Genomic DNA, 23,143 nt, shown 5'->3' on the forward strand with positions numbered 1-23,143 from the left:
TGGCCTTAGTGGCGGAATTGGGCCTGCGTGACTTCGGCTTCCTTCGCCACGGTCTTCTTTTTGGCATGTGACTTGGCGTGGTGGCGCGCCTTGCTCTTGACCTCCAGCTTGTGCAGGCGGGCCTTCAGGATGGCGACCTGAGCGCGCGCCGCACGGGCGTCCGCCGCCGCGGCCGCCGCCAAGGCATTGGCCGAATTGGCCGAATTGCCCGCGTTCTGTGCCGCGATATTGGCCGCGTCCGCCGAACCTTGTGCCCGGCCCGATGCGGCCAGAGCATTGTCCGCCGTCCCCTGCGCGCGGGCCGCCGCGCCATTGCCGGCCTGCGCCGAAACATAGGCCTCATCGGCCCGCGCCTGCGCCCGCTTGACCGAACCCTTCGTCGCGCAACCCGACAGCGCCAGCGACGCCACAACCAGACTTGCCCCCATCAGACCCAAAGATTTACGCATGGGTTCACCTCCTTCAAATGACTTCCATCCATTGGAATTTTGCTCAAACCAACGGCTGCCTTTGCGGAAAATGAACGATCCGTACAGCCAAGATGGCCTGCCCCAATCGCAAGACGAACCGTTTTGACGATAGGGACCGTTACGCCGCGGTACATAGGGCCGCCCAACAGCCGCATTTTCCTTGCCTTTAGCCCCCATTTGGACTAGGCGCCGCCGGTCTGCCTGTGGCTTGCCATGGGTGGGTGCTGTGGATGGCATCCGGCCTCCATGGCGGTTCGGCCCTTTTTGGCCCGACGTTCGCATGGTGCGGCGGCGGAGGAAAGACCGGCGGACGGAGAGAAGCTCCCAACCGCCTGGCCGGAAGAACGTTAGATTTGAAGGACTCTTTTATGAGCACCCCGACCCGCGACGATTTCGCGGCTCTCCTTGACGAATCGCTCGGCGGCGCCGCCGGCGGCGGCTTTGAAGGCCGCGTGGTCAAGGGCACCATCACCGCCATCGAAAACGACAAGGCCGTCATCGACGTAGGCCTCAAGAGCGAAGGCCGCGTTCCGCTGCGCGAATTCGCCATGGCCGGTCAGCCCCACGGTCTGTCGGTTGGCGACGAAGTCGAAGTGTTTGTCGACCGCGTCGAAAACGCCGATGGCGAAGCCATGCTCTCGCGTGACCGCGCTCGTCGCGAAGCCGCTTGGGACAAGCTTGAAAACGAATTTGGCGAAGGCAAGCGCGTTGAAGGCGTCATCTTCGGCCGCGTCAAGGGTGGCTTCACCGTCGACCTCGACGGCGCCGTGGCCTTCCTGCCTGGTTCGCAGGTCGACATCCGCCCCGTGCGCGACGTCACCCCGCTGCTCGACGTTCCCCAGCCGTTCCAGATCCTCAAGATGGACCGTCGCCGTGGCAACATCGTCGTGTCGCGCCGCGCCGTTCTGGAAGAAACCCGCGCCGAACAGCGCAGCGGCCTGATCCAGAACCTGTCGGAAGGCCAGATCATCGACGGCGTCGTCAAGAACATCACCGATTACGGTGCGTTCGTTGATCTGGGCGGCATCGACGGCCTGCTGCACGTCACCGACATGAGCTACAAGCGCGTGAACCACCCGAGCGAAGTGATCGCCATCGGCGACACCGTGCGCGTGCAGATCGTCCGCATCAACCAGGACACGCAGCGCATCAGCCTCGGCATGAAGCAGCTGGAATCGGATCCGTGGGATGGCGTTGCCGCCAAGTACCCGGTTGGCGCCAAGCTGCGCGGCACCGTGACCAACATCACCGAATATGGTGCGTTCGTCGAACTGGAAGCCGGCATCGAAGGTCTGGTCCACGTTTCGGAAATGTCGTGGACCAAGAAGAACGTCCACCCCGGCAAGATCGTTTCGACCTCGCAGGAAGTCGACGTGCTGGTGCTGGAAGTCGATTCGGACAAGCGCCGCATCTCGCTCGGCCTCAAGCAGGCTCAGCAGAACCCCTGGGAAGCTTTCGCCGAACGTCACCCCGTTGGTTCGACCGTCGAAGGCGAAGTCAAGAACGCCACCGAATTCGGTCTGTTCATCGGTCTGGACGGCGAAGTCGATGGCATGGTCCACATGTCGGACATCGCTTGGGGCATCTCGGGCGAAGACGCGCTGGCGCTGCACCGCAAGGGTGAAAGCGTCAAGGCGATCGTTCTGGACGTGGACATCGAAAAGGAACGCATCAGCCTGGGCATCAAGCAGCTCGAAAAGGGCGCCCCGGCCGCTGGCGGCGTTTCGACCGCTGCTGGTTCGAACCTGAAGCGCAACGAAGTTGTCACCGTGACCGTGCTCGAAGTGCGTGACGGCGGCCTCGAAGTGCAGGCTGGCGACGATGGCGCCACCGGCTTCATCAAGCGTTCGGATCTGGGTCGTGACCGCGACGAACAGCGCCCCGACCGCTTCCAGGTTGGTCAGAAGATCGACGCCATGGTCACCGGTTTCGACCGTTCGAAGAAGCCCAGCTTCTCGATCAAGGCGCGTCAGCTGCACGAAGAAAAGGAAGCCGTCGAACAGTACGGTTCCTCGGATGCCGGCGCTTCGCTGGGCGACATCCTGGGCGCCGCTCTGAAGGCCAAGCAGTAAGCTTGAACCTTCGGGCAGTTGCCTGAAAACAAAGACCCGCTCGGAGCGATCCGGGCGGGTTTTTTGTGTCCTCAATGGCGGGCGGAACCAATTTGGCGGCATCTGGAATTGCGCTGGGTTGGACCAGAAAACTCGTGAAGGCGATTTTCGGAACCCGTGGTCGAGCGGTTGCTTGCTCTTGAATGGTGGAATTACCCGATGCTGGATGCTCCACAAGGCCTCGACTTTTCCGATGTGGAAACCTCAATCGACACCATCAAAGACCTCATCGGCCATGGGAAACTGGGCCGACTTATGCCACATCACATGGTCAGAACGATCTATGGGCTGGGAAACATCAATTTCCCCTGACCCTCATGCTATGGAAATTGAAACCGTCATGCCACTGGAAATCCACCAATTCCCCTGCCTATCGGACAATTATGGGTTTCTGATCCATGATCCCGAATCGGGCGAAACCGCCTGTATCGACACGCCCGATGCCGATGAATATCTGCGTCAGGCTGAAGCCAAAGGCTGGCGGATCACCCAGATCTGGAACACCCATTGGCACGCGGATCACGCGGGCGGCAATATGGCCATCAAGGCTGCGACCGAATGCGTCATTACCGCGCCGGTGGGCGATGCGGCAAAGATCGAAGGGGTGGATCGGACCGTTGATCAGGGCGACACGGTTTGGCTGGGGGCTTGGGAAGCACAGGTGATCAATGTGGGCGGCCATACGATGGGCCACATTGCCTATCACCTGCCCGCCGCGTCCATCGCCTTTGTTGGGGACGCGCTGTTCGCATTGGGGTGTGGGCGCATGTTTGAAGGGACGGCGGCGCAATTCTGGGCCAGTCTGGAGCGTTTGAAGGCGCTGCCGGGCGAAACGACCATCTACTGCGCCCATGAGTATACGGCCAGCAATGCCCGTTTCGCATTGTACGCCGATCCGGACAATGACACCTTGGCCGCCTATGTCGATGAAATCACCCGTAAGCGGGCACATGAGGAACCGACAGTCCCCTTCCCCCTCGATCGCGAATTGGTGACAAATCCGTTCCTGCGCGCCGACGACGCGGCCATTCAGGCTCGGTGGGGAGCGGACGCTGTGACCGCCTTTGCGGCGTTGAGAGAGGCCAAAAACAGCTTTTGAGCCCTATCTGTCACGGCTCGATGCTGCTGTCGCGCTTAACGCCTTCGAGATGGCGCTCTACGCGCTGCTTCTCCGCCTTGGCCGCCATTTTGGTCGCCTTGGTCTGCCCATGCAGCGTACGGTTGGCGTGTGCCTGTTTTTCAGCCTCGCTGCGCGCCTTCGCCTTGCGGGCCAAACGCAAGTTTATAATCTCTGCCATGCGCACCTCTTAGCCATTCCCGGCTCCAAACGCAAAAAGCCCCGCCGAAGCGGGGCTTTCCACCAGATCTGATGATCGAATCAGAGACCGGCAATCGCCGCGTCGACCTGAACCTTGTCAGCATCCACGCCATAACGACCAGCGATCAGACCGCGAGCCGCAGCAGCAGCGGCCGCCGCCGTCTTGGCCTGAAGCTCGGCAACCGCCGCGCGTTCAGCCGCTTCGATCTTGTCACCAGCGATCTTTTCGCGGCGCGCAATCACAGCGGTCGTATCAGCTTCAGCCTTGGCGATGATCGCTTGGGCTTCATGCTTGGCATGCTCGACCAGTTGCGCGGCTTCCTTTTCGGCGCCGGCAATACGGGCGGCATATTCCGCACGCAACTTGTCCGCTTCGGCGCGCAACGCCTTGGCTTCGTCAAGCTGCTTACGGATTTCGGCAATGCTGCCGTCCAGCCCCTTGGTAAGCACCGAGGGAACCTTGAGCACAAGAGCCACGAGGATCAGCACCGCCATCGAAGCGGCAACGATCTGCGGCGCCGTGGCAAAGCCCAGCATCAGCGGTTCGGCAGCTTCATGGCCGCCATGTTCGCCTGCCGCTTCAGCAGCGCCAGCAGCCAGAATGGCCAGAGTAGCAAGATCAGCCATGGAGGACCTCCTTCACGGCGGCGCGGGCGGCATCGCCTTCCACGCTCAGGCCGGCAAGGCGGGCGACAATGTCGCTGGCCGCTTCGCTGGCAACGGTTTCGATTTCGGCCAGTGCTTCGGCGCGGGCCGTGGCAAGACGCGCATCGGCTTCGGCCAGACGGCCATCCACCACAGAGGCGGCCTGAGCCAGACGAACTTCGCTCGCCTTGGTGGCATCAGCCTTGGCCTTGGCGATCAACGCCTGTGCTTCGGCGCGCTGCTTGTTGCTGGTTGCAGCCCAATTGGCTTCATCAGCTTCGGCGGCGCGGCGCGCGGCTTCGGCAGCGGCCAGATCATCAGCGATCTGCTTGTCGCGATTTGCCACCGTCGCCTGAACCTTGGGCACAAAGCCGCGGCCAATGACGAAGAAAACAAATCCGAAGAAGATCAGCGCCCAGAAGATCTGGGACGCATAGGTTGCGGATAGCTGCGCAATCTGAGGCATCACTTAGGTTCCGGTCGCTGTGCGTCGGGCCGGATGGACCTGACGGTGTCACCGCAAGGCCGCGATATTATCCCAAGGGGAAAAACCGGGCCAGGAAATTCAAATGGCGATCCCGACCGGGGCGCATGCCCCGGCCAGGTTCACCAACATTCGTTCAGGCAACGAAGATCAGGATCATCGCCACGACGAACGAGAGCAGACCCAGAAGTTCAGCAGCCGCGAAGCCGATGAACAGACGGCCCTGCTGACCATCAGCGGCGCCGGGGTTGCGAAGAGCGGATTCGAGGAACGAACCGAACACGTTACCCACGCCCAGGGCAGCCACACCGGCGCCGATAGCGGCCAGACCAGCACCGATCAGCTTTGCGCTTGCAGGTTCCATTTCCATAACTCCTTTTGAACGAATTTCGTTGGTTGAAAGGCTTTGAAGTACGTCTTGAAAACTTAGTGCAGGTTTTCAGCGTCGTTGAGATACAGCGAGGTCAACAGCGCGAAAACATAAGCCTGAATGCCGGCAACCAGCACTTCCAGAGCGCAGATGGCGATCATCAGCGCAAAGCTGGGGATGCCGACAACAGTGCCCCACAGGGCGCCCGAATTAACCGAGCTGATCACGAAGCTGGAAAGCACTTCGAGCAGAACGTGGCCGGCCATCATCGCCACGAACAAACGCAGGGCGAGAGAGAAAGGACGCACGAGGAACGAGATCAGTTCGATCACCGGGATCAGCCACAGCAGCCAAGCAGGCGTGCCATGCGGCACGAACAGGCTGAAAAAGTGCAGGCCATGGCGGGCAAAGCCCACGATCAGCACGATCGAGAAGGACAGGATCGCCAGAACGCCGGTCACCGTAAAGTGGCTGGTCGAGGTGAAGGGATGAACGCCCTTGATCAGGCCCAGCGGCAGCAGGCCCAGCACGTTCGAGAAAAGAATGAAGCTGAACAGCGAGAAGATGTAAGGCACATACTTCTTGCCCTTGGGGCCAACATTGGCGGCCAGCAGGTTGTCAATAAAGCCAACCAGACCTTCTACCATCACCTGCCAACGGCCGGGAACAGTCTGACCCTTGGCGCCGCCCGCGACAAACGCGAGAAGCACGACAAAAGTAATCAGCATCCACAGCGCCGAATTGGTGAAAGCAATGTTGTGCCCGGCAATGGTCCACTGATCGGTGCCAAAAAGCGGCTCGATCATGAACTGGTGCATCGGATCGACTTTGCCCTGTTCGGCCACGCTTTATGCCCCCTTGCCTATGCATCATTAGCGGTCTTTGATAACCCCTTCTTTGGGGCGACCCTGTTCAAGGATCATTCAGACCGCCGGGTGGAAATCCGGATAATGTTCCTGAAAGCGGCGAAGGTGCCAAGCCCCATCACCACCAACAGACCCCAATGGCCGCGTCCGATCAACTGGTCTATGGTCCAGCCAATAAACGCGCCGCCACCGATCCCCGCGATAAGCTCAGCCAGAACGCGGTTGCCCAGACGATAGCTGTCGTCCGATTGAGCCCCCTTGTTCGGCGTTTTACGCATATCCTCGCGCTCCCGAACGGCTTTAAGGCGTTCATCGAGTGCTGCAAGGCGCGCATCCTCACCGCGTTGATCCTGTGCCTTCGGCTCGTCGTTCAAAACTCTCTCCCGCCTCATTTGTCCTTGGACCGGACTGTGGGGCTAAAAAGAGCCATGTGCAACGGCTGTCCGCTCAGGGCGCCTGCCCCTTAGGCGGGGGGTTAGCCCAAGTCAACCGGTCGCTAGGTAGTAGTAAGGTAGCATAAAGCCGTTCGGGCCATTTTCAGGCGGGTACGTATGCGCAGAAAATGTGGGAACCGACGAAGATCGCGCAATTGTCGGACATCTAAACGCCCATCCGCGAATCACTTCTTGCCATTCACCTCAACAAAAGCCGCGCGAGGTTGCCCCCGCGCGGCCGCATCTTGAACTGTTCTTACCGTTCAGGCCGGACAGCGGCTGTCGCGCACCGGAGCCCCGGCCCCGCGCACCTGCCAACTGCCATCAGGGGTCTGATATTTCTCCCCCGGCTGGGTCGACAAAACCAGCTTGCAGCCCGTGGTAAAGGCATATTCCTCCACCGTGGCATGCTGGGCCTGCGCCCGCTCGGCATAGACCGCCTTGCGCTTGATGTTGATGTCATCGACCAGCCGCTTGAGATCGGGCGACGATGCGCCAACAATCCCCAGATAGCCGGTGGGCATTTCCCCCACCTGTCCGGCCGAACGCGCGGCGGCATAGGCCGGATCGCGCGCCTGCGCCAAAGCATGGCCCGCCATGAACGGCACCAGCAGCACAGCGGCCAACAGGGGCGAAACAGAAGCTTTTACGCGCGACATCAGAAGATATCCTTATTGCTATCAATCGTTTTGCCCGCATCGGCGGCCAGACGATAGATGACTTCCTGTTTGATGTTGATGTTCAGCTCGATCACGATCGGCTTGTCGGGCGCGCTGACTGTAATACACCCCGACAACGCGGCCATCATGCCAAGCGATAGGGCTGCCACCCCCAGCCGGGCGGGTCGTTTGCGCCAATCCACTCGCAAGGCTGGCAACAGACGTCCGCCCGGCCCCTTCGCCCTGCCCTGTTGAAATTCCCGCTGGTCCATACGGGAATGTTTGGCCACGGCGGGGCGGCGGGTCAATCTAATACGCTTCATGGACGATGCTCGCTGACTGAAGGCTGAATGGTTGCGGTTTTTGTGGGCTGAGGCTGATTGGGCATCACGCGCATATTGGGCAGGCTGAGGCCCTTGTCACGCGGATCGCCGATATAGTTCGAATCGTAAAGCGAACGCAGCGAACCGATCATCTGATAAAAAGGTGCGCGGATGTTCACATTGAATTGCAAAGGCAATTTGGCCACCTGTCGGGTAAGGAAGTTCTTCGAAGCCCCCTTGCCCTGGCTCAACCCCTTCATCGAAACGCGTGTGACGACCTCACCGGCCAGATCGCCGTCCAGACCGATTCGCATTTCCTTAAATTGCACGTCACGCAACGTGCGAAAGGCCAGATTGGCCATCGGCGTCAGATCCCGATAGCTCAATTCGCCCACATAGGAGACCGAACCGCCACCCGGGCGCGAAATCAGCTCGCCACTCGACACGCGCCCGCCGTTCTGGTCGAAAACCAAGGGGATGCGACCGTCGAACAGACCCGTCGCGGCCAAATTCGACACTTCCATATGCGTGATCAGCTTGGCGGCATTCACACCCGACAGCTTCAATTCGAATCGGCGCACCGCCGCCCCGCCCAATTGCAGCTTCGTGGGCAGCATCTCCATCTCGCCATCAAGGAAGGGCCAGCGGGCATCCTCAATTTCCAGAAGATAGCCCGGATGCATGGTAAAGCGCATCTTGCCATCAGTGGCCTCGATGCCCGGATTGATCGACCCGATGCGCAAGGATTGATGCGGTGCCGTCACAAGGCCCAGCAGATCGGTGAACTCCACCGTCCCGGCGACACCCTTTACCGGACCGGCCATGCCCGCAAAATCAAAGCTCTGCGTGGTGATCCTGCCGCGACTGCTCACCTTGCCATCGGCCCATTCGATGCGGCCCGTGCCGTCGAATCGGCCGGCCGCATTGGCGATTGTGCCCTGCGCCAGAACGCTCAACCGATCGGGTTGCAGGGCATTGTCAAAGGACAGCCCGTCCAGCGTCAGATCGGCATGGCCCTTCACGCCGGCCAAATCATGCGTGATGGCGACCTGTACGATCTGTCGATCGCTCTTGGGTTCACGCAACAAAGCATCGGCGCGAATCACGCCATTGGCCATGGTCAGGCTGGCCCCGCGCGCGGAAAGAGGGGCGAAGCGCTCCTGCTTCTCCACATCGGCCACCTGCATCGCCACATCGCTGAGCGCCAGCGTGCCTTCGCCATAGCGCCAATGGCCCGCACCATCGCGAATCAACAAAGGCACCGCGGCCAGATTACCGGTCAGCCCCTTGAACTCACCCGAAAAACCCGCCCCCATCAACGCCGTGACCGAGGCCAGCTTGAGGACGGAAGCCTCACCCGGCTTGCCCAATTGGACCGCGACCTGACCCACGCTCAACGCCGAATCGCGCCCGTTGCCCGCACGCAATTCCAAAGGTCCACTGTTCACCTTCAAAGGCGAATCGCCCATCCGGCCGTTCAGGTCCAGACCTGCCAGCCGGATCCCGGCCCGCCATCCCCCCTTGTCCACGGCCAGCAGCGGCCCGCCAAGCGGACAGGCCGACAGTTTGCTCGCGCTCAGGCTCAAGCCATTGGCCTCAAGCCCGGCAAAGGAAACCGGCGTGCAACCCGTCCACAGACGCGCGCCACCCCTGCCCGCCACACCTTCCAACGGCAGGCGCAGCGCGGCGACCTTCACGCCCTGGGCCAAAGCGCCCGACGCCACAGCCTCACCACGCCAGCGGACTTGTCCGCCCTTGGTCGAAATCTCCACCTTGGGCAGGGTCAGCGATGCGCCCTGATTACCGCGATATTCGGCCATGCTCAGGCGAATCGGCCCGCCATTCTTGGGAATTTCCGCCAGAAAGCGCGGCAGCCCCGGCGCAGCCCCGCGCAAGGATCCGGTAAAGCGCGGCACATCGCCCTTTTCCCGCACCAGCGTCAGCCGGTCACCATCCAGCAAGGGCATACCCGACGCCCCCACCAGCCGCATCAAAGGCGCAACAAGGCTGAAACGCCCTTCGCTGGCATGCAAATTGAACCGACCTTCGAGACGGCTGCGCGGGGTTTCCTTGCGCAGGCTTTGTTCGATCCGCGCCAGCAAAGGCTCGGCCAGAGTGCCCGCCACCCCGCGCCTTGCATTGACCAAGGCAGCATAGGCGGCCTTATCCGGCGTGACGCCATGACCCGACACGTTGCCTTCGCCATCCAAACGACTCAACGTCATTGGAGCGCGGAAACGGCCCTCTACACTCACATCCTTGGCCGTCACACCGCCAGCGGCAATGTCATGGGCGGTGATATCGCCAATCGCACTGATCGCCGAATCGCGCATGGCCAATCGCAGCGGCCCGGTAATCGCCCCAAGCCGCGTACCCGGCATGGTCAGCGCCCCGGTCTTGAGCGCCAGTTCGACATCTCCGCCGTCCAGCATCGGGGCGATCTTGGCCTTCACCCCAATCTGGGAAGCGGCCAGTTTCACTCCACCGCAAGTCGTCGGCAACAGATGCGTCATGCCATTAATGATGGGCGCCCCGCCCGTCACGCCCAACCGCCCGATCAGACGGACACCGCCATCACAGCCGCCCGCCCGCAAATGCGGCGCCGACACGGCCAGCGGCCCGTCAAAACCCCCGGCCAGACTGCCCTGCCCCGACAGGGTGGCGCCAATACCCCCCGCCGGTGTGGAGATCGCCATCACCCCGCCCGCAATCCGCAGATCGATATCGGGCAAGCCCGCGAACGGCTGTCCTCCGCCCTGCATCAATTTGTCGATGGCGCCAAAACTGATCCGCCCATTGCGCATGGCGGCAAAGACGCGCGGCGATGTGACATCGATCCGCGTAATCCCCGGCGTAAATCCGGCAAGCCCCGCCCAAACCTCGACCCGCGGGATCACCGCATCGGGGTGTTTGGGATCGCCCACCACCACATCGGCCAAAACCGCATGGCGCGTATCCAGATCAACGATCCGGTATGAGGCCGCCAGATCCAGCCGCCTTAGTTCACGGCCCAGAATCGCATCGGCAATTTCCAGCCTTTCGGCCCAGCCAAGGCCCAGCGCCAAGGCCACCAGCCCCGCCCCCGCAAGGGCAAGTTGCCGACCGCGCCCACGCGCGCTCTGCTCTTGTTCACCATCAGGAGGCACATCATCCATCGTGGAGGACTCTTGCGCGAGGGGGCCGAGAAAGGCAATGCTTATACGCAATTGCCGCGATGGGCCGGGGGACAAGTGTGACCAAAGATAGTGACAAGGGCCACAAAAACCGTCTTCGGGAAGCAGCCGTTGTGGGATTGTTCGATAATCAGGACATGCGCATCGCCCATCGCGAGGCGGAAAATCTCGACCGGGCAGCCCATGATGCAACCGGCCACCGCGCCCGTTTGCGCAAAAGGTTGCTGGATGGCGGCGAAGGGGCGCTGGCTGATCATGAGATCATCGAATATCTGCTGACCACGGCCATCCCGCGCCGCGATACCAAACCGCTGGCGCGAAGCCTGCTGGCCCGGTTCGGGTCTTTGGCCGGGGTGTTCAATGCCGATTCGGCCGCTTTGGTGCAACACCCCGGCATGGGCGAAACCAGCGCCGCCGCGATCCGCATCGTGGCTCTGGCCGCAAGGCGCTTTGCCCGCCATCAGGTCAGCGAGCAGCCCGTGCTCAATTCCTGGCAATTGCTGATTTCCTATCTGACCATCGATATGGCCCATTTGAATGTTGAGCGGGTCCGCGCGCTCTATCTGGACACCAAATTTCGCCTGATCCGCGACGAACATCTGGGCGATGGCAGTCTTGATGAAGCATCGATCCACCCGCGCGAAGTGATCCGCAAGGCGCTGGATCTGGGCGCGGCATCGATGATTCTGGTCCACAATCACCCTTCGGGTTCGCCCGAACCCAGCAAGGCCGATATTCAGATCACACAGAAGATTGCCGATGCGGGACATCATCTGGGCATTGCGGTGCATGATCATGTCGTCATCGGGCGCGAAGGCCATGTTTCGCTGCGCCAGCGGGGGCTGTTATAACGCAAAACTTGCCTTTGCGCGCATCAGGCCCTAGCGGCGGCCCCAAGAGAATCTGCGCCGGAGACACATATGGTACCCCGTTACGCCCGCCCCGCGATGACCGCGATCTGGGAACCCGAAGCCCGTTACAAGATCTGGTTCGAGATCGAAGCCCATGCCACGCAAAAGCTGGGCGAGTTGGGCGTTGTGCCCGCAAGCGGCCCCAAGGCGCTGTGGGACTGGTGGGCGACCAACCCCAAGATCGACGTGGCCGCCATTGACGCCAAGGAAGCCATCCTCAAGCATGACGTGATCGCCTTCCTCGACTGGGTTGCCGAACAGGTCGGACCCGAAGCGCGCTTCATGCATCAGGGCATGACCTCCTCGGACGTGCTGGACACCACCCTTTCGGTACAGTTGGCCAAGGCCGCCGACATCCTGATCGAGGACATCGACGCGCTGCTGGCCGCGATCAAGCGCCGCGCGTTTGAACACAAGTACACGCCCACCATCGGGCGCAGCCACGGCATCCACGCCGAACCGACCACCTTCGGCAAGAAACTGGCCGAGGCCTATGCCGAATTCACCCGCAACCGTGCGCGTCTAGTGGCGGCACGTGAAGACATCGCCACCTGCGCGATCTCGGGCGCCGTCGGCACCTTTGCCAACATCGACCCCAGCGTCGAAGTCTATGTGGCCGAGCAGATGGGCCTGTCGGTGGAACCCGTTTCGACGCAGGTCATCCCGCGCGACCGCCATGCAATGTTCTTTGCAACGCTGGGCGTCATCGCCTCGTCGATCGAACGCCTCGCCGTGGAAATCCGCCACCTTCAGCGCACCGAGGTTCTGGAAGCGGAAGAATATTTCTCGCCCGGCCAGAAGGGGTCGAGCGCGATGCCGCACAAGCGCAACCCGGTGCTGACCGAAAACCTGACGGGTCTGGCCCGCGTGGTTCGTTCGGCGGTTACGCCCGCGCTGGAAAACGTGGCGCTGTGGCATGAGCGCGATATTTCGCACTCTTCGGTCGAACGTTACATCGGTCCGGATGCGACGATCACGCTCGACTTTGCCCTCGCCCGCCTGACCGGCGTGGTGGACAAGCTGGTTATCTATCCCGAACGCATGCAGAAGAACCTCGACCGCATGGGCGGTCTGGTCCATTCGCAGCGCGTGCTGCTGGCCCTGACGCAGGCGGGTCTGGAGCGCGACGCCTCGTACCGTCTGGTTCAGCGCAATGCGATGAAGGTGTGGGAATCGGACGGACAGCTTTCGCTGCTCGAACTGCTGAAAGCCGATCCCGAAGTCGCCGCGGCCCTGACGCCGCAGCAGCTCGAGGACAAGTTCAACCTCGACTATCACTTCAAGGCGGTCGACACGATCTTTGATCGCGTGTTCGGCGCCTGAACTGGTGATGGGGCGCCGTGATTGGCGCCCCTTTTCATCCGCATCATTACGGCCTAGCATGAACGTTCATGAATGGCCGCGCAGGAGGGGATGACCTTGCAGATCTTACGGACGGCGCTCTGGGTTCTGGTCGCTGCGCTAATCTCGTCCTTTGTGGCGATCAACTGGCAAAAGACCTCGATCAATCTGTGGCCGCTGGATAATGGCTATCTGCATGTCGATTGGCCGGTGGGGCTGATCGCCATGGCCGCTTTTGTGGCGGGTATGGTGCCGGTGTGGCTGGTGGCCAAGGCAAAGATCTGGCGTCTGAGGCGCCGCATTGCCGGCCTTGAAAACACGCTGCGCGCCGCAACCCCGACACCGCCCATCGCCACCGCCACCCAACTTGACGCCGCAGCCGACAAGAATTGAGACGCAAAAGATGAACCACAATCCGATCTATGTCGCCCTCGACCTGCCCCGCCTTGATGCCGCCGAAGCGCTGGCACGGCGGATCAAGGACCACGTGGGCGGGATCAAGCTGGGGCTGGAATTCTTCTGCGCCCATGGTCACCACGGCGTGCATGAACTGGCCAAGGTGGGGTTGCCGATCTTTCTTGACCTGAAATTGCACGACATTCCCAATACGGTGGCGGGCGCGATGCAGGCGATCCATGTGCTGCAACCGGCCATCGTGACGATCCATGCTTCGGGCGGGCGTGCGATGATGGAAGACGCCAAGGCCGCAGCAGGCGAGCATACCAAGGTGGTGGCCGTGACCGTGCTGACCAGCCTGGATGATGATGATATGTCCGCCATCGGTTACGCCAACCGCGCCAGCGATCAGGCGCTGCGCCTTGCCGAACTGGCCCACAGCGCGGGCGTCGACGGCATCGTGTGTTCGGGCCATGAAGTGGGCGATATCCGCCGTCAGTGGAAGGATGGCTATTTCGTCGTCCCCGGCCTGCGTCCCGCCGATGGCGTTCTGGGCGATCAGAAGCGTTCGGTGACGCCGCGCGCCGCGCGCGATGCCGGGGCCAGCGTTCTGGTCATTGGCCGCCCGATCACGCGGGCCGAAGACCCGGTAGCCGCCGCCCGCTCCATCGAAGGCACACTGTAAACCCATGACCGACATTCGGGTTGCATCGGTGCAGGATCTGCCTGCGCTCCACGCTCTGGTTGAACGCGCCTATCGCGGCGATTCGGCGCGGGGCGGTTGGACGCATGAGGCTGATCTGCTGGATGACAACCGGACGTCGGTAGCGGAATTGGAAAGGGTTCTGGCCGATCCATCCAACCGCCTGCTGATTGCCCAACGTGGTGATGCCTTCATCGGCACGGTGACGATCACTCGGCGCAATGATGATGTCGCCTATCTGGGCATGCTCTGCGTCGATCCCGCGCTTCAGGCCGGCGGATTGGGGCGCATGTTGATTGCCCAGGCCGAAGAACGTGCCCGTCAAGATTTCGGCGCCAAACGCATGGAAATGACCGTGGTCGCCCCGCGCACCGAACTGATCGCCTATTACGAAAGGCGCGGCTATGCCCAGACCGGCGAAATTCGCCCCTTTCCCGTGCCGGAATTCGACCATCTGACGATGGTGGTTCTGGAAAAGGCGCTGGGCTGATCACATGGCGCGTATCGGCATCAAGATCTGCGGCATTTCCGACCGGATCAACCTGGACGCGGCCATTGCCGCCGGGGCGGACCATATCGGGTTGGTGTTCTTTGCCAAAAGCCCGCGCAATGTCGGGATCGAACAGGCCGCGGCGCTGGCCGAACATGCCGCAGGGCGCGCCAGAATTGTCGGCCTGTTTGTCGATCCAGAGGCCGATTTTCTCAACCGCCTGCGCCAGACGGTCCGGCTGGACGTGATACAATTGCATGGCAAGGAAACCCCGGCGCAAAGCCTGCACATTCAGGCGGCGCACGGCCTGCCCGTGTGGAAGGCGATTGGTGTGCGCAAGACCGCCGATCTGGATGCGGCGCGCGCTTATCAGGGGCTGGCCCGCATCCTTTATGACGCCAAGCCGCCCGAGGGGGCCGACCTTCCCGGCGGTACGGGCCTGCGCATCGATTGGTCGTTGATGGCGGGTTATCGCCATGCCTTGCCATGGATTTTGGCGGGCGGATTGGACCCGCGCAATGTCGGCGAGGCCATTGGCGCAACGGGCGCGGATTTCGTTGACGTATCTTCGGGCGTCGAAAGCGCGCCGGGCGTCAAGGATGCGGCGAAAATTGCCGCCTTTTGCGACGCGGTGCGGGCGGCGGGTTAAACCCACCGCCCATTCGGGCATCAGAATTTGACGCCAAAACCGACGGTCACTGCGTCACCCGGACGCCATGCGTCCTCGTTCATGTAATGGCGATATTCGAGCTTGCCATAAACCGGGCCAAGGCCCTGCTGATACCCCGCGCCGATCGAGGTCGCATTCGGCCCCGCGCCATAATGATAACCGGCCACGCCATAAAGCGCGCCCAATGACAGCACCTTGACCCCGATTCGGCCCGATGTTGCCCAGCGCGTGCTGTTACCACCGGCGGAACGATCAACCGATTCTTCGACCCCGGCAAAAACGCCATTGCCCAGCGCGCCCAGCGACGTGTCATAACCAACGGCCGCGCCATAGGTGCCGCGCACCGAACTGCTGCCCTGCCAACTGACGCCGGCGCGGCCTTCGACCCGGATTTCACCAGCTTGCGCCGCAGTGGAGGTCAGCGCGGCGGCCGCAGCAGCGGCCAAAGTCAATGTCAGACGACGCATGGAATAGTTCCCCATTTTCCCAAATTTGAGCCGAACTCTGCCATCGCGCCTGATTTGTCTATACGGGATCAATAAAAATGCGACGATATGACAAATAAATCAGATCGTTATGATCAAAATGCCGCGCTCCATAACCGACAAACGAAAACGGGCGGCCTGCACCATGCAAGCCGCCCGCTCTCGAGGCTGAAATTATTCAGACCTTATCAGAAGCGCATACCCACGCCGACCAGAGCAGCATTGCTGTCCTTGGCATTGTCTTCGTTGAAGGTATGGCGATATTCAACCTTGGTGAAATACTGCTTGCCAAGGCTGTGCTCGATACCGGCGCCGATATGCGCGCCGTTCGGGCCCTTGCCATAGGTGTAACCGGCCAGGCCATAGACCTTGTCATTCGGGGTGGCGCGGACACCAAGGCGGGCGGTGGTGCTGAAGCGAGCCTTGTCCTGGCTGGTCAGAACCTTGTCGACCGATTCTTCGAGGCCGACGAAGGTGTTGCCGCCAGTGGCAATGTCATAACCCAGCGTGGCACCCACGGTGCCCTGCACAGATTGACCATCGTTCCAGCCCGCGCCGGTGTGAACGTCAAAACGGGCCCCCATGCCATTGGTTTCGCCCTGAGCCATGGCAGGCGCGGCAACAGCCAGCGACGCGGCGAGCGAGAAAAGAACCAGACGCATAATTGTTACTCCGTTTGTTATCCCTGGGCGCCGACGACATCCGTCACTGTGGCGATCATCGTTGATCGGCGCCTGCCGCCCATCTGGGCCTGGTCGCCTGACGCATAGGTGAATGGGAAAGTCAGGCAAATGTCAGATTTCGTTCATAAAACTATGTCACTATGCGATTTTGGCGCAGAAAACCGGCATTGAGGCATGAACGCGCCGTATTTGTCGCAAGATGTAACAATCTCGGTTCACCGCATTTTGGGCGGGCCTGCGCACCAATTGCCCTTTTGGCGGGACTGGACTTGGCGCGCATGCCGTGGCAGGCGGATTCCCACTATGAACACCGCCACCATTCCGAATTCGCCCCTGCCCAATTCATTGCGCACGCAACCCGATGAACGTGGCCATTTTGGCCAATTCGGGGGGCGCTATGTGGCAGAAACCCTCATGCCGCTGATCCTCGATCTGGAGCGCGAATATAAGGCCGCCAAGGCTGACCCCGCGTTCAAGGCCGAATTTGACGATCTGATGGCGCATTTTGTGGGCCGTCCCAGCCCGCTCTATTTCGCGCCGCGCATGACGGAGCACTTCGGGGGCGCACAGATCTGGTTCAAGCGCGAGGAATTGAACCACACCGGCGCGCACAAGATCAACAATTGCATCGGCCAGATCCTGTTGGCCATCCGCATGGGCAAGACCAAGATTATCGCCGAAACCGGCGCGGGCCAGCATGGTGTGGCGACCGCGACGGTCTGCGCGCGCTTTGGCCTGCCCTGCACGATCTTCATGGGCGCGACGGACGTTGCCCGCCAACAACCCAACGTTTTCCGCATGAAGCTGCTGGGCGCAGAAGTGGTGCCCGTCACCAGCGGCGCGGCCACGCTGAAGGATGCGATGAACGAGGCGCTGCGCCACTGGGTCGCGCATGTGCATGACACGTTCTATATCATCGGCACCGCCGCTGGCCCGCACCCCTATCCCGAACTGGTCCGCGATTTTCAGAGCGTGATCGGCACCGAGGCACGTGCGCAATTGCTCGACCGCACCGGACGCCTGCCCGACATGCTGATCGCGGCGGTGGGCGGCGGTTCGAACGCCATCGGCCTGTTCCACCCTTTCCTTGACGACACCGACGTTCAGATGATCGGCGTCGAGGCCGGCGGCCACGGGCTGGACAAGGAACATGCCGCCTCGCTGACCGGCGGCAAGCCCGGCATCCTGCATGGCAACAAGACCTATCTGCTGCAGGACGAGGACGGCCAGATCACCGAGGCCCACTCGATTTCGGCGGGTCTGGATTATCCCGGTATCGGACCGGAACATAGCTGGCTGCATGATATTGGCCGGGTGAAATATCTGCCCGTAACCGACGATCAGGCGATGGAAGCGTTCCAGCTCTGCTGTCAGCTGGAAGGGATCATCCCCGCGCTCGAATCGGCCCATGCCCTTGCCGCGCTGCCCGAAGTGGCGCCCAAGATGGGCAAGGATCAGATCATCATCGTCAATGTCTCCGGCCGCGGCGACAAGGACATTTTCACTGTTGCCGACAAGCTGGGAGTCAAGCTGTGAGCGCCCGCCTCTCCGCCGCCTTCGCTAAAGGCCGCCCCGCTCTCGTCACCTTCATCACCGGGGGCGACCCCACGCCGGACGCCACGCCCGCCATCCTTGATGCGCTGGTCGCGGGCGGGGCGGATGTGATCGAATTGGGCATGCCCTTTACCGATCCTATGGCCGATGGTCCCGCGATTCAGGCCGCCAATCTGCGCAGCCTTGCCGCCGGGACCAAGACGGCGGACGTTTTCCGCATCGCCAGGGATTTCCGCGCCCGCCATCCCGAAACGCCGCTGGTGCTGATGGGTTATGCCAATCCGATGATTGCGCGCGGGTCCGAATGGTTTGCCGCGCAATGCGCCGAGGCAGGCGTTGACGGCATCATCTGTGTCGACATCCCGTCCGAGGAAGATCCCGAGATCGGCCCGGCCTTGCGCGCGCATGGCATCAGCTTCATCCGCCTTGCTACGCCCACGACTGATCCGGCACGCCTTCCGGCTGTGGTCGAAGGTTCGTCGGGCTTTATCTATTACGTCTCGGTCGCGGGCGTGACGGGCAAGCAGCAAGCCGCCGTGGATTCGATCAAGGAAGCCATGGAACGTATCAAGGCGGGCACCGACCTGCCCATCGCGGTTGGTTTTGGTGTGCGCACGCCCGAACAAGCCGCCGCCTTTGCCCAACATGCCGAAGGCGTTGTCGTCGGCTCGGCGCTGGTCGAATTGGTGGCCCAGCATGGCGCGAATGCCGCAGGCCCGGTGCGCGAATTGACCGCCGCCTTGGCAGACGCGGTTCATAACGCTAAGGCGCTGGCATGAGCTGGCTTAACAAAGTACGCAATTCGCTTTCCTCGCTGACCGCGAAGAAGGACGACACGCCCGACAACCTGTGGATCAAGTGCAAGAACTGCAACGAGATGCTGTTCGCTCAGGAATATGAGGCGAAACTCTCGGTCTGCCCGCGCTGTGATCATCATGGCCGTATTGGCACCGACGCGCGTTTCGCGCAGCTGCTCGATCCCGGCTTCACCGTGTTGCCCACGCCCAAGGTCAAGGACGACCCGCTGAAATTCCGCGATACGAAAAAGTATCCCGACCGCATGAAGGCCGCCCGCGCCGCCAATCCGCATCCCGATGCGCTGACCAACGCCCTTGGCAAGATTGAGGGCAACAAGGTCGTGCTGGGGGTTCAGGACTTCCATTTCATGGGCGGCTCGATGGGCATGGCCGTGGGCGCGGCCTTCGTGGCGGGCGCACAGCGCGCGCTCAAGGAAAAGTGCGCCTATGTGATCTGCACCGCCGCCGGTGGCGCGCGTATGCAGGAAGGCATCCTCTCGCTGATGCAGATGCCCAAGACCACGGTCGCGGTGCGTCGCCTCAATGCGGCAGGCCTGCCCTATATCGTTGTGCTGACCGATCCGACGACGGGCGGCGTGACGGCATCCTACGCCATGCTGGGCGATGTGCAGATTGCTGAACCGGGCTGTCTGATCGGCTTTGCCGGTCAACGCGTCATTCAGGACACGATCCGCGAAAAGCTGCCCGAAGGGTTCCAGCGCGCGGAATATCTGCATGATCACGGCATGGTCGACATGGTCGTCCACCGCCATGCCCTGCGCGAAAAACTGGCGCAGGTACTCTCCTATCTTACGGCTGCCAAGGCGGCCTGAAGCACGACGAATGGGGTGATCCGGTGAAGGATTTTGCCATCTCGGACCACCCCGGCGTGGCCGCGCAATTGGCCCGCCTTGAACAGCTTTCTGTGCCGCAGGGTCGGCTGGGGCTGGAGATTATCGAAGGATTGCTGGCGCGTCTGGGTAATCCCGAAAGGCACCTGCCCCCCGTGTTCCACGTCGCTGGCACCAATGGCAAGGGCAGCACCTGCACCTATGTCCGTATGATGCTGGAGGCACAGGGGCTGACCGTGCATTCGGCCACCAAGCCGCATCTGGTGCGCTATAATGAGCGGATCAGGCTGGCGGGCAAATTGATCGAGGACGACCTGCTGGCCTCGCTTCTGGCCGAAGTGCTGGACGCCAATGACGCGGGCGAGGATCTGGGGCCGAGCTTTTTCGAAGTCACCACCGCCGCGATCTTTCTCGCCTTTTCGCGCATCCCCGCCGACGCCTGTGTGATCGAGGTCGGGCTTGGTGGGCGGCTGGACGCGACCAATGTCATCCCCACCCCCGCGGTCACCGGCATTGCCACGCTGGGCATCGACCACGAAGGCTTTTTGCTGCGCCCCGAAGAAGGCGCGCCGGAAATGCCGCTGGCCCGCATCGCGTGGGAAAAAGGTGGGATCGTGCGCCCAGGCACACCGATGGTTACGCTGGATTATCCCGCCGTCGCCGAGGAACAGATCGCCGCGCTGACCACACAGGCAGGTGCGCCATGGGTCCGGCGCGGGCGCGAATGGTCGGCAGAAATCGGCGCAACGATTGAATATCGCGATGCGGCGGGCGCGCTTTCACTGCCCCTGCCCCGACTCGCCGGGCGGCATCAGGCCGAAAATGCGGCGCTGGCCGTCGCGTTGATCCGGCATCAGGACGCCGTCACGGTCAGCCCCGAAGCCATGGCAGCCGGTATCCTTGCCGCCCGCTGGCCCGCGCGATTGCAAAGGCTTGGCGATGGCCCGCTGACGGCTCTGGCCGGGGGCCGCGCGGTATGGCTGGACGGTGGGCATAATCCCGATGCGGGCCTTGCCATCGCCCGCCATTTTGCCGACGCGCCGAAATTCCACCTGATTACGGGCATGTTGGCCAACAAAGACCCCAGCGCCATCATCGCGCCGCTGGCGGGCAAATTGCTCTCGCTCAGCGTCGTTCCCGCGCCCGGCCATGATGCCCACCGGCCCGAGGATTTCGCACCCTTTACCGCGCTTCCTGCTCAACCGTTCGAAGATGTGGAGCGGGCATTGCGGGCGTTGTCGGCGGAGGGTGATGTGTTGATTGCCGGGTCGCTCTATTTGGCTGGCGACGTGTTGCGGCGGAATCTGGAATTTCCGGATTAAGGTTAGAAAAATGCCTCCGGCGGGCAAAGGGACTTGTCCCTTTGCAATCCCATTACTGTCGGCGTTGCGGGGGCCAGCAGCCACATTCTAATGACTATGCGCCGGTATTTAAAGCCTGCGGCGCTTTAAGGCTGATATAGCCGCGCCGCAGGCTTTCACCCGATAGACCTAACGCCACCCGGCCAACCTCCCGCCACCCCATTATCGGGATTGCAAAGGGACAAGTCCCTTTGCCCGCCGGAGGCAAACTCTTACCCATTAACCGTCTTCGCTTCAGCCCGGCTGACCCGCACCCATTCCATCAGCACAAAGGAGACGCTGACCACGCCCGCCAGAGCGGTGGCGCGGAAGACCGGGCCATAGCCATAGGTGTCAAAAGCCTCGCCCGCGACGCCGCGGCCCAACGTGCCGACAAGAAACGTCAGCGAGGAGAGCAGGGCGTATTGGATGGCGGTATAGCGCTTGGAAACGACACTGGAAACATAGGCAACGAAGGCCGTACCAGCCAGACCAGTGGCGATGTTTTCATAGACGATGGCCAGCAACAGGCGCAGCATCCGCGCGTCCGCCCCCAGCGCCGCGCCAAGGCGGTCCAGCCCGATGGCCCCGGCAAAGGCGTCAATGACATGCCCGCCATCGGCAAGGTCGGCATAGAGCAGATTGCCCAGCGGCGGCAGCATCGCGCCCAGCAGGACGGTGGGAAAGCGCCCAATCCGCAGGAACAGATAACCGCCCAGAGAAATCCCGAACATCGTCATGATAATGCCGAAGATTTTGGAGGCAAAGGCCACCTGATCCTTGGTATAATGCAGGTAGTCCAGATAGAAGGGAAAGGCGAAGCTGGACCAGATATTATAACAAAACGCATAGGTCAGGATGAAACCGAGGACGACCAGCACGCCCGCCTTCAACCGTCCCGCCAATTCGGCCAGAGGCGTGACCAGCGCCGCGTAGATATGGTTGGCAATCGTGCGCGACGGCCCATGGGCATGGTCCTCTTGCGCAAGAACGCCCAGCGCGCGGGCTTTGAGATGGTTGGCGACGCTGGCCACGATCAACGGAACAAAAACCGTCGCAGCGACAATCCACGGCCCCTGCGTTTTCGTAAATTCGGCGACCGACGGCAATTTGCCACCCGGAGCCACCGGCGCCAGCATCGTGACCATAAAATGGGCGATCGTGGCAATGGCCCAGATCCAGCTGGCCAAAACAATGAACAGCAACAGCGCGCGGGTACCCGGCGCCAATTCGCCCGGTTGCCCCAGATCGACATGAAGGCGTGCGGTAATCGTCCGCTCTGTATCAGGCGCACGCAGCGTGACCAGCGCCATCAACCCCATCAATCCCGCCATCGCCCCGAAAACCTGCGGCCAAGACACACGCGCCGCCAGCATCAGCGCCAGCGCCCCGCCCACGATGGAGGCCGTGCGATAGCCGAACTGATAAAGCGCGGTCAGCAGCTCAAGGCTGGTGTCCTCATCAGCGTTTTCGATGCGCCAAGCGTCAAGGGCGATGTCCTGTGTCGCGCTGGCAAAGGCGGCGACAAAGGCGATGATGGCAAAGGTGCCGATAGCCGTGGTGGGATCGGTCACGGCCAATCCGGCAATCGCGATGGCCAACACCACCTGACACAGCAAAATCCAGCTGCGCCGGCGGCCCAGCGTTTCAAGAACCGGCAGCTTTACCCGGTCGACCAACGGCGCCCAGAGGAATTTGAACGAATAGGACAGGCCGATCCACGACAGGACGCCGATGGTCGCCAGCTTGATCCCCACCTCGCCCAGCCAGGCGTTCAAAGTGCCGATCAGCAACGCAAAAGGCAGGCCCGAGGAAAAGCCAAAGCCCAGCATGCACCCGGCCTTGCGCGTGGAAAGCGCGACGCGAAGCAGCGCCAGCCCCTTGGGCCGCGGCGGTTTTTCAGCAGCGGCAGAGGGAGTATTCGGGGCGCTGCTGGCCATGGCAAATGCATCCTGAAAAGGCGGAAAATGAAGCGCGCAGATTAGGCGGTTTGGTGAAGAAAAAGAAAGAGCAATTCTGGGCACTTTCCCCGGCTTTTGACCTATTGCCCGAACAGGAGTAAGGCGGCG

General features: G+C 61.8%; 26 protein-coding genes. 13 read left to right on the top strand and 13 right to left on the bottom strand.

The features are described from left to right. Positions 1–5 precede the first annotated feature (5 nt). Entirely contained in the window at positions 6–449 is a 444-nt protein-coding gene (locus ACZ9HU_RS13135; protein WP_476105555.1) for a hypothetical protein, read from the bottom strand. 389 nt (positions 450–838) lie between these two features. On the opposite strand from ACZ9HU_RS13135, the gene rpsA reads away from it, so the two are divergent. The 3 genes from rpsA to gloB all read left to right on the top strand — a co-directional run bounded on the left by rpsA (position 839) and on the right by gloB (position 3,680). Further along, positions 839–2,542: a 30S ribosomal protein S1 gene (gene rpsA, locus ACZ9HU_RS13140; protein WP_476105556.1), complete on the top strand. Its 1,704-nt coding sequence runs from the start codon at positions 839–841 to the stop codon at positions 2,540–2,542. Positions 2,543–2,698: 156 nt separating this feature from the next. Beyond that, positions 2,699–2,893: a hypothetical protein gene (locus ACZ9HU_RS13145; RefSeq protein WP_476105557.1), complete on the top strand. Its 195-nt coding sequence runs from the start codon at positions 2,699–2,701 to the stop codon at positions 2,891–2,893. Between the two features lie 28 nt (positions 2,894–2,921). Then, positions 2,922–3,680 carry a hydroxyacylglutathione hydrolase gene (gene gloB, locus ACZ9HU_RS13150; RefSeq protein ID WP_476105719.1) on the top strand — a complete coding sequence of 253 codons (759 nt, stop codon included), beginning with the start codon at positions 2,922–2,924 and terminating at the stop codon, positions 3,678–3,680. Positions 3,681–3,690: 10 nt separating this feature from the next. Here the strand turns inward: gloB and ACZ9HU_RS13155 are convergent, their stop codons facing one another. The 9 genes from ACZ9HU_RS13155 to ACZ9HU_RS13195 all read right to left on the bottom strand — a co-directional run bounded on the left by ACZ9HU_RS13155 (position 3,691) and on the right by ACZ9HU_RS13195 (position 10,835). Then, positions 3,691–3,879, bottom strand: coding sequence for a DUF4169 family protein (locus tag ACZ9HU_RS13155; RefSeq protein WP_476105558.1), 189 nt, complete (start codon positions 3,877–3,879; stop codon positions 3,691–3,693). Between the two features lie 80 nt (positions 3,880–3,959). Then, positions 3,960–4,526 (bottom strand): F0F1 ATP synthase subunit B family protein, encoded by a 567-nt coding sequence (locus ACZ9HU_RS13160; RefSeq protein ID WP_476105560.1) that lies wholly within the window; start codon positions 4,524–4,526, stop codon positions 3,960–3,962. Next, on the bottom strand, positions 4,519–5,010 hold the full coding sequence (locus ACZ9HU_RS13165) for a F0F1 ATP synthase subunit B family protein (RefSeq protein ID WP_476105561.1): 492 nt from the start codon (positions 5,008–5,010) through the stop codon (positions 4,519–4,521). The genes ACZ9HU_RS13160 and ACZ9HU_RS13165 overlap by 8 nt, the downstream gene beginning before the upstream one ends. Positions 5,011–5,164: 154 nt before the next feature. After that, positions 5,165–5,392 carry a F0F1 ATP synthase subunit C gene (locus tag ACZ9HU_RS13170; protein WP_168603674.1) on the bottom strand — a complete coding sequence of 76 codons (228 nt, stop codon included), beginning with the start codon at positions 5,390–5,392 and terminating at the stop codon, positions 5,165–5,167. A 62-nt stretch (positions 5,393–5,454) separates the two neighbouring features. Beyond that, positions 5,455–6,216 (bottom strand): F0F1 ATP synthase subunit A, encoded by a 762-nt coding sequence (locus ACZ9HU_RS13175; protein ID WP_476105721.1) that lies wholly within the window; start codon positions 6,214–6,216, stop codon positions 5,455–5,457. A 101-nt stretch (positions 6,217–6,317) separates the two neighbouring features. After that, a complete protein-coding gene (locus ACZ9HU_RS13180; RefSeq protein ID WP_476105563.1) occupies positions 6,318–6,638 on the bottom strand; it encodes an AtpZ/AtpI family protein in 321 nt (106 codons plus the stop codon). Between the two features lie 323 nt (positions 6,639–6,961). Next, positions 6,962–7,357 carry a YdbL family probable chaperone protein gene (locus ACZ9HU_RS13185; protein WP_476105564.1) on the bottom strand — a complete coding sequence of 132 codons (396 nt, stop codon included), beginning with the start codon at positions 7,355–7,357 and terminating at the stop codon, positions 6,962–6,964. After that, positions 7,357–7,680, bottom strand: coding sequence for a YnbE family lipoprotein (locus ACZ9HU_RS13190; RefSeq protein ID WP_476105566.1), 324 nt, complete (start codon positions 7,678–7,680; stop codon positions 7,357–7,359). Before ACZ9HU_RS13190 ends, ACZ9HU_RS13185 begins: the two co-directional genes overlap by 1 nt. Continuing rightward, on the bottom strand, positions 7,677–10,835 hold the full coding sequence (locus ACZ9HU_RS13195) for an intermembrane phospholipid transport protein YdbH family protein (protein WP_476105567.1): 3,159 nt from the start codon (positions 10,833–10,835) through the stop codon (positions 7,677–7,679). The genes ACZ9HU_RS13190 and ACZ9HU_RS13195 overlap by 4 nt, the downstream gene beginning before the upstream one ends. A 155-nt stretch (positions 10,836–10,990) precedes the next feature. Here ACZ9HU_RS13195 and radC point away from each other — a divergent pair, with 155 nt between their 5' ends. The 6 genes from radC (at position 10,991) to ACZ9HU_RS13225 (ending at position 15,343) form a co-directional block, all read left to right on the top strand. Then, positions 10,991–11,704: a RadC family protein gene (gene radC / locus ACZ9HU_RS13200; RefSeq protein ID WP_476105723.1), complete on the top strand. Its 714-nt coding sequence runs from the start codon at positions 10,991–10,993 to the stop codon at positions 11,702–11,704. A gap of 69 nt (positions 11,705–11,773) precedes the next feature. Beyond that, on the top strand, positions 11,774–13,087 hold the full coding sequence (gene purB, locus ACZ9HU_RS13205; RefSeq protein ID WP_476105569.1) for an adenylosuccinate lyase: 1,314 nt from the start codon (positions 11,774–11,776) through the stop codon (positions 13,085–13,087). 90 nt (positions 13,088–13,177) lie between these two features. Beyond that, positions 13,178–13,498: a lipopolysaccharide assembly protein LapA domain-containing protein gene (locus ACZ9HU_RS13210; protein ID WP_476105570.1), complete on the top strand. Its 321-nt coding sequence runs from the start codon at positions 13,178–13,180 to the stop codon at positions 13,496–13,498. Between the two features lie 10 nt (positions 13,499–13,508). Continuing rightward, positions 13,509–14,186, top strand: a complete 678-nt coding sequence (gene pyrF / locus ACZ9HU_RS13215; RefSeq protein WP_476105571.1) for an orotidine-5'-phosphate decarboxylase — start codon at positions 13,509–13,511, stop codon at positions 14,184–14,186. A 4-nt stretch (positions 14,187–14,190) separates the two neighbouring features. Beyond that, positions 14,191–14,694 carry a GNAT family N-acetyltransferase gene (locus ACZ9HU_RS13220; RefSeq protein ID WP_476105573.1) on the top strand — a complete coding sequence of 168 codons (504 nt, stop codon included), beginning with the start codon at positions 14,191–14,193 and terminating at the stop codon, positions 14,692–14,694. A 4-nt stretch (positions 14,695–14,698) separates the two neighbouring features. Continuing rightward, positions 14,699–15,343: a phosphoribosylanthranilate isomerase gene (locus tag ACZ9HU_RS13225; RefSeq protein ID WP_476105574.1), complete on the top strand. Its 645-nt coding sequence runs from the start codon at positions 14,699–14,701 to the stop codon at positions 15,341–15,343. 20 nt (positions 15,344–15,363) lie between these two features. Here the strand turns inward: ACZ9HU_RS13225 and ACZ9HU_RS13230 are convergent, their stop codons facing one another. Continuing rightward, positions 15,364–15,831 carry a hypothetical protein gene (locus ACZ9HU_RS13230; RefSeq protein ID WP_476105575.1) on the bottom strand — a complete coding sequence of 156 codons (468 nt, stop codon included), beginning with the start codon at positions 15,829–15,831 and terminating at the stop codon, positions 15,364–15,366. 206 nt (positions 15,832–16,037) lie between these two features. After that, positions 16,038–16,511: an outer membrane protein gene (locus tag ACZ9HU_RS13235; protein WP_476105577.1), complete on the bottom strand. Its 474-nt coding sequence runs from the start codon at positions 16,509–16,511 to the stop codon at positions 16,038–16,040. Positions 16,512–16,835: 324 nt separating this feature from the next. On the opposite strand from ACZ9HU_RS13235, the gene trpB reads away from it, so the two are divergent. The 4 genes from trpB to ACZ9HU_RS13255 are packed head-to-tail and all read left to right on the top strand — an operon-like array spanning position 16,836 to position 21,056. Beyond that, entirely contained in the window at positions 16,836–18,068 is a 1,233-nt protein-coding gene (trpB, locus tag ACZ9HU_RS13240; protein WP_476105578.1) for a tryptophan synthase subunit beta, read from the top strand. Beyond that, positions 18,065–18,865, top strand: a complete 801-nt coding sequence (trpA, locus tag ACZ9HU_RS13245) for a tryptophan synthase subunit alpha (protein WP_476105580.1) — start codon at positions 18,065–18,067, stop codon at positions 18,863–18,865. The genes trpB and trpA overlap by 4 nt, the downstream gene beginning before the upstream one ends. Beyond that, entirely contained in the window at positions 18,862–19,716 is an 855-nt protein-coding gene (gene accD, locus ACZ9HU_RS13250) for an acetyl-CoA carboxylase, carboxyltransferase subunit beta (protein ID WP_476105582.1), read from the top strand. Before trpA ends, accD begins: the two co-directional genes overlap by 4 nt. 23 nt (positions 19,717–19,739) lie before the next feature. Further along, positions 19,740–21,056 carry a bifunctional folylpolyglutamate synthase/dihydrofolate synthase gene (locus ACZ9HU_RS13255; protein ID WP_476105583.1) on the top strand — a complete coding sequence of 439 codons (1,317 nt, stop codon included), beginning with the start codon at positions 19,740–19,742 and terminating at the stop codon, positions 21,054–21,056. A 251-nt stretch (positions 21,057–21,307) separates the two neighbouring features. Here the strand turns inward: ACZ9HU_RS13255 and ACZ9HU_RS13260 are convergent, their stop codons facing one another. Next, complete coding sequence (locus ACZ9HU_RS13260; protein ID WP_476105585.1) at positions 21,308–23,014, bottom strand: AmpG family muropeptide MFS transporter; 1,707 nt, start codon at positions 23,012–23,014, stop codon at positions 21,308–21,310. Positions 23,015–23,143: the final 129 nt, after the last annotated feature.

The sequence above is a fragment of the Novosphingobium sp. Sphag1I genome (assembly GCF_056279125.1).

Coding starts and splice junctions, on each gene's coding strand:
- trpB (WP_476105578.1), top strand. CDS start 16,836: ATGAACACCGCCACCATTCCGAATTCGCCCCTGCCCAATTCATTGCGC.
- ACZ9HU_RS13210 (WP_476105570.1), top strand. CDS start 13,178: ATGACCTTGCAGATCTTACGGACGGCGCTCTGGGTTCTGGTCGCTGCG.
- gloB (WP_476105719.1), top strand. CDS start 2,922: ATGCCACTGGAAATCCACCAATTCCCCTGCCTATCGGACAATTATGGG.
- ACZ9HU_RS13135 (WP_476105555.1), bottom strand. CDS start 449: ATGCGTAAATCTTTGGGTCTGATGGGGGCAAGTCTGGTTGTGGCGTCG.
- purB (WP_476105569.1), top strand. CDS start 11,774: ATGGTACCCCGTTACGCCCGCCCCGCGATGACCGCGATCTGGGAACCC.
- ACZ9HU_RS13225 (WP_476105574.1), top strand. CDS start 14,699: ATGGCGCGTATCGGCATCAAGATCTGCGGCATTTCCGACCGGATCAAC.
- ACZ9HU_RS13155 (WP_476105558.1), bottom strand. CDS start 3,879: ATGGCAGAGATTATAAACTTGCGTTTGGCCCGCAAGGCGAAGGCGCGC.
- ACZ9HU_RS13190 (WP_476105566.1), bottom strand. CDS start 7,680: ATGAAGCGTATTAGATTGACCCGCCGCCCCGCCGTGGCCAAACATTCC.
- ACZ9HU_RS13185 (WP_476105564.1), bottom strand. CDS start 7,357: ATGTCGCGCGTAAAAGCTTCTGTTTCGCCCCTGTTGGCCGCTGTGCTG.
- accD (WP_476105582.1), top strand. CDS start 18,862: ATGAGCTGGCTTAACAAAGTACGCAATTCGCTTTCCTCGCTGACCGCG.
- ACZ9HU_RS13230 (WP_476105575.1), bottom strand. CDS start 15,831: ATGCGTCGTCTGACATTGACTTTGGCCGCTGCTGCGGCCGCCGCGCTG.
- ACZ9HU_RS13235 (WP_476105577.1), bottom strand. CDS start 16,511: ATGCGTCTGGTTCTTTTCTCGCTCGCCGCGTCGCTGGCTGTTGCCGCG.
- ACZ9HU_RS13195 (WP_476105567.1), bottom strand. CDS start 10,835: ATGGATGATGTGCCTCCTGATGGTGAACAAGAGCAGAGCGCGCGTGGG.
- ACZ9HU_RS13175 (WP_476105721.1), bottom strand. CDS start 6,216: ATGCACCAGTTCATGATCGAGCCGCTTTTTGGCACCGATCAGTGGACC.
- radC (WP_476105723.1), top strand. CDS start 10,991: ATGCGCATCGCCCATCGCGAGGCGGAAAATCTCGACCGGGCAGCCCAT.
- pyrF (WP_476105571.1), top strand. CDS start 13,509: ATGAACCACAATCCGATCTATGTCGCCCTCGACCTGCCCCGCCTTGAT.
- ACZ9HU_RS13260 (WP_476105585.1), bottom strand. CDS start 23,014: ATGGCCAGCAGCGCCCCGAATACTCCCTCTGCCGCTGCTGAAAAACCG.
- ACZ9HU_RS13165 (WP_476105561.1), bottom strand. CDS start 5,010: ATGCCTCAGATTGCGCAGCTATCCGCAACCTATGCGTCCCAGATCTTC.
- ACZ9HU_RS13220 (WP_476105573.1), top strand. CDS start 14,191: ATGACCGACATTCGGGTTGCATCGGTGCAGGATCTGCCTGCGCTCCAC.
- ACZ9HU_RS13170 (WP_168603674.1), bottom strand. CDS start 5,392: ATGGAACCTGCAAGCGCAAAGCTGATCGGTGCTGGTCTGGCCGCTATC.
- ACZ9HU_RS13160 (WP_476105560.1), bottom strand. CDS start 4,526: ATGGCTGATCTTGCTACTCTGGCCATTCTGGCTGCTGGCGCTGCTGAA.
- rpsA (WP_476105556.1), top strand. CDS start 839: ATGAGCACCCCGACCCGCGACGATTTCGCGGCTCTCCTTGACGAATCG.